The sequence below is a fragment of the Candidatus Accumulibacter vicinus genome (genome assembly GCF_000584955.1).
GTDB classification, from domain to species: Bacteria; Pseudomonadota; Gammaproteobacteria; order Burkholderiales; family Rhodocyclaceae; genus Accumulibacter; species Accumulibacter vicinus.
The window spans coordinates 32,030-36,267 of the sequence record NZ_JDSS02000024.1 but is presented as its reverse complement, the minus strand read 5'-3'; the positions used below and the strand labels follow the sequence as shown (position 1 = coordinate 36,267).

Below are 4,238 nucleotides of genomic sequence, written 5' to 3'. Positions count from 1 at the left end.
TCGGCTTGCCGGCAGGCGCCGAGCCGACGACGGCGCCGATGCGGCTGTCGCTGAGTTGCACGATCGATCCCGGTGGATAGACCCCCATCGCCCGCACGAAGAGTTGCAGCAAGGCCGCATCAAAGGCCTTCTGCTCGCGTGTCCACATCGTCGACAAGGCTTCTGAAGGGGACAGTGCGCGCCGCGGGTCGATCGGGCTGACGAGATTGTCGAAACGGTTGGCAATCGCCACCAGCCGTGCCGACAGGGGAATCGCGTTGCCGCTCAGGCGATCCGGAAAGCCGCTACCGTCGTAACGCTCGTGATGGTGCAGGATGGCTTCGAGCAAGGGCGGCGTCAGGTTGCCGGCACGCATTGCCGCGTCGTAGCCGGCACGGCAATGCGACTGATAGATCTGCTCCTCGTACCGGTTGCGCTCGTTGTTGCGCAGGATCGAGGCCTTGATCCCAAGTTTGCCGATGTCGTGCAGCAGTGCTCCGATGCCGAGCGAGTGCAGGGCCTGTTCCGGGATTTTTGCCTGTTTGCCGAGCAGTAACGCCAGGGTCATGACCGACAGCGAGTGTGCGGCATGGCCGTCATCGTGCGCCTTTTCGGCAATCAGCACGATCGCGCTGTCGGGATCGGCGAGCAGCGCCGTGGTGGTGTCCTTGCTGACCCTGGCGACCCGTTCGACTGCCTCGCGGGGATGGACCAGGAAGCCCTGGAGGGCGCCACTGACTTCCCTGGCGGCGCCGAGGTAGTGTTGCTGCGCCTTGTCGAGGCGTTCCCTGAGTTCGCTCATGACTTGCGCACGCGCACGCTTCTCGGCCATGCGCTGTGCCGCCAGCGCCGCCAGGCGCTTCTTCTCGGCGTCAGCCTCGGGATCGGTGCCCGGTTGTGCCTCCTGTCGCAGCAGTGGTGGCACCTTGCAACGCGTCGGGTCGCAGAACAGTTGTGGCAGCTTCATCGCGGCGATTAGCCGCGCCTGTTCTTCATCCGCAATGACGAAAGAGTTGAACATGAACTGGTGCTCGACCCAGGGCACCGGCAAACGGACGTGCACCCCCGGACGCAGTTGCGAGGCATCGATGCTGATTTCCCCTTCGTTGGGGGTGACGGCATCCGGAGCAGGCGACATGTCTTTAATGTCAAAGTCGCTTCAGCGACTCACGAACCCCCCTCCACTTGCGGGAGAGGAGTTAGGGCTGAGGGAAACGGTCATGACTTTCATCATCCGGTGTGTCTCAAATCGCCATGACCGTTACCGGCCAGCCGGCACGGCCCGCAGGGCAGCGAGCAGCTTCTGCCCTGGACGGCCGTCGACGGTCAGGCCGAGACGTTTCTGTTCGGCCAGAATCGCCTGCCGCGAGTTGGCGCCGATCATGCCGTCGATTTCGCCGATCGGGTAGCCACGGCCAGCGAGAAGCGTTTGCAGCTCACGGCGTTCGCTCCGCGACAGACCGGGGTCATCGGTCGGCCAGGGGGTGACGAAAGCCTTGCCCCCCTTGATCCGGTCAGCGAGATGGGCAATCGCCAGGGCATAGCTTTCGGCAGCATTGTAGCCGTAGATCGCGTCGAAGTTGCGGAATACCAGAAAAGCCGGTCCGCGCGGACCCGCCGGCAGAAGCAGTCCGGCAGCAGCGTCCGAGGTGACGATCGGCTGCCCGTCGGCACGGCGGATACCACGCCCGATCCAGGACGACAGCGGCCGCTTGTTGCCGCGTCCGGACACTCCGGTGTCGAAACCGGCCGGCAACACGACCTCGTAACCCCAGGGCTCGCCCTGGCGCCAGCCAGCCTTGTGCAGGAAGTGGGCGGTCGACGCGAGCGCATCGGGGACGCTGTCCATGAGGTCGCGCTTGCCATCGCCGTCACCATCGACGGCCAGGCGCAGGAAGGTCGAGGGCATGAACTGGGTATGGCCGAAAGCACCGGCCCACGATCCGACCAGCCGATCCGGCGCGATGTCGCCGCGGTCGAGGATCTTCAGCGTGCTGAGAAATTCGCCCCGGAAATAGGCCTGCCGACGCCCGAAGCAGGCGAGCGTGCCGAGCGAGGTGAGCAGCGGCCGCTTGCCGAAGTTGCGCCCGAAGTTGCTCTCGACGCCCCAGACGGCAATCACCGTATCCCCATCGACCTGATAGCGCTCGGCCGACACGGCCAGCGTGCCGGCCCATTTCTCGCGCATTGCCAGCGCATCGGCAACCCGTTCATCGTCGACCAGGCCAGCCAGGTAATCCCAGATCGGTGTCCGGAACTCGGGTTGGTAGTCGAGGAATTCAAGAACGCTCGGGTCGGGCATCAGGCCGCTGGTCAGGCGATCGAAGGCGGCGGTCGAGACGCCCTTCGCCGCAGACTCGGCGCGCAGCGTCGCCAGGCATGTGCTGAAACGTTCGGCGGGTACCTGGGCGGCGGCAGTGGCGCTGAGCAGGGTCAGGAAGAGAGCGAAGCGGGCGGGTTGCATGGCGAGGGTCAAGGTGCGAAGGTCAAGGGTCAACCGTTGGTCTGGGCGGGTGATTGCAGCGTGTCGGAAGATTGGCTGTTGGCGGTTGGCGGGTTGATGATCGCGCCTCGTATTCGGCGTCTCCGATGACTTCGCCATCGATCACGCGTCCGCCCGACGCCGGCTTCGGCTGGCTGGACTGCGTCTGTTCGCGCAGGGACTCGTCGGAATGCCTGCGCAGATGGCGGGTTTTCCACTTGAGGTAGGCAAGGACCAGCAGTCCAACGGCCAGCAACAAGGCCAGTAGCAGCAGTGAAAACATCAAGGCGGCGACCAACAAGAGCGCGCCAGCTGCGATCGTGATCAGTCTGCCAAAGAGACCTGAACCAGGCACCGCCAGGCGCAGACGGGAAAAGGGTGGGTCGTTGCTGCTCATCGAAATCCTGGTGGTGATGTTCGGTAAGAAAACGCGTTGCCCCCCATTGTACGGGGTGAGGAGCACTCGGGCCAGACTGCCGGCGACGGGATGCGACCGTGGAAGCCGTTGCGGACTCGGCAAAAGAAAACGGCCCGCACAGAGGGGGGCTGGGCGGGCCGGTGATGCCATCGCCGTGGCGCTCCAGGGGGAAGGGAGGGGAGGAGGGGGAGGGCCCCGGCGACAGGATCAATACTATAGATAAAAACGCAGCCGATCTGTGCAGTATTTATCGTTTTGTGTCACAAAGTGTACGGATGGGCGGTCATGAATCCAGGCGTACAGGTTGAACTCTGAATCCCGGCAATCGCCGGGAGCACACTTGCCTGATTCCCGGCCCGCTTGCGCACGCAAAGCAATGATTTACTTCTGGAGCAGGAAGGGGCTGGCGACATCAGCAAAGAGCCTGCCCAGTAATTGCCGCTCCTTGCGCTCGATCGAGTCGAGAAACTCGGTGGCCGAACCCATACTGCGGAAGGCATTGAAGCCGCGTTCGAGAAACGCTTGCAGGTCGCCGAGTCCGGCCAGATGCGCCGGGCCGCGCATCAGCTTGAGCATGCCGTTCAGCAGCGGTTTCCTGGCCAGCCTGTCGAGCGCTTCGCCGGTCTCGCGAATCAGCACGATCTGGCGCTGGCGCTCCGGCTGACAGCCGACCGCCCGGTAGGCTGCGGCATAGGCGTCTTCGTCGATGCGGTCGATCACGCCGCGCCGGCACAGCACGGCGACCATCGCCGAGTCGAGCAGTTCCGAGATCGCATCGAGTTCGACGGCCAGGGCGACGGTGCGCAACGCCGAACCTGGCAGCATCTTGATCAACAGCGGCAGGATGCGCTCGACCTCTTCGTCGCGGCTGCTGAAGTCCTTCGGGCCATAGAGGTCGGAGAGAAAGAATTGCGCGGCGTCTCCGAAGCGCGCGCTGGCCAGCAGGTCAGCATGGGTACGGGCCAGTCGTCCGGCTTGCCACTCGCGCAGGCGCAGGCGATCACGCGCCGCTGCAGGCTCGCTGTTGGCTTGCTGGCGCAGGGACTTCGCCGCTTGCAGGTGCTGCCGCAAGGCGGTGGCGCTCCGTTGTTTTTCGATCGAGATCGTCGGATTGTCCATGGCTCCCGATTATGCTCCGGCGGACCCCGTCTGTTTAGAGGGCTTCCCCTAACAGGCAGCGCTTGCAGAGCTTAGACTGCGATCCCACAGAACCCTGAAAAGGAGCGGCAAATGCCTCATCCCGACACCCTGGCAAGGCGCTTTTCCCGTTTGCAGGCGGCTGCGCGCAGTGATCCGCATCCCGGACGGGCACTACGCGAGCGTCGCCTGCAGGCGCTCGATCGGCTGCTGCTCGACAAC

General features: G+C 64.4%; 4 protein-coding genes. All 4 read right to left on the bottom strand.

The window, feature by feature from the left end; translation table 11 throughout:
- A partial coding sequence (locus CAPSK01_RS10725) for an HD-GYP domain-containing protein (protein ID WP_034926682.1) occupies positions 1-1,117 on the bottom strand: 1,117 nt, incomplete at its 3' end.
- A gap of 123 nt (positions 1,118-1,240) precedes the next feature.
- Entirely contained in the window at positions 1,241-2,443 is a 1,203-nt protein-coding gene (locus CAPSK01_RS10720; RefSeq protein WP_034926680.1) for a lytic murein transglycosylase, read from the bottom strand.
- A 22-nt stretch (positions 2,444-2,465) separates the two neighbouring features.
- On the bottom strand, positions 2,466-2,858 hold the full coding sequence (locus CAPSK01_RS22660) for a hypothetical protein (RefSeq protein WP_273703498.1): 393 nt from the start codon (positions 2,856-2,858) through the stop codon (positions 2,466-2,468).
- Between the two features lie 402 nt (positions 2,859-3,260).
- On the bottom strand, positions 3,261-3,998 hold the full coding sequence (locus CAPSK01_RS10705; RefSeq protein ID WP_034926196.1) for a hypothetical protein: 738 nt from the start codon (positions 3,996-3,998) through the stop codon (positions 3,261-3,263).
- Positions 3,999-4,238: the final 240 nt, after the last annotated feature.

Coding starts and splice junctions, on each gene's coding strand:
- CAPSK01_RS10720 (WP_034926680.1), bottom strand. CDS start 2,443: ATGCAACCCGCCCGCTTCGCTCTCTTCCTGACCCTGCTCAGCGCCACT.
- CAPSK01_RS22660 (WP_273703498.1), bottom strand. CDS start 2,858: ATGAGCAGCAACGACCCACCCTTTTCCCGTCTGCGCCTGGCGGTGCCT.
- CAPSK01_RS10705 (WP_034926196.1), bottom strand. CDS start 3,998: ATGGACAATCCGACGATCTCGATCGAAAAACAACGGAGCGCCACCGCC.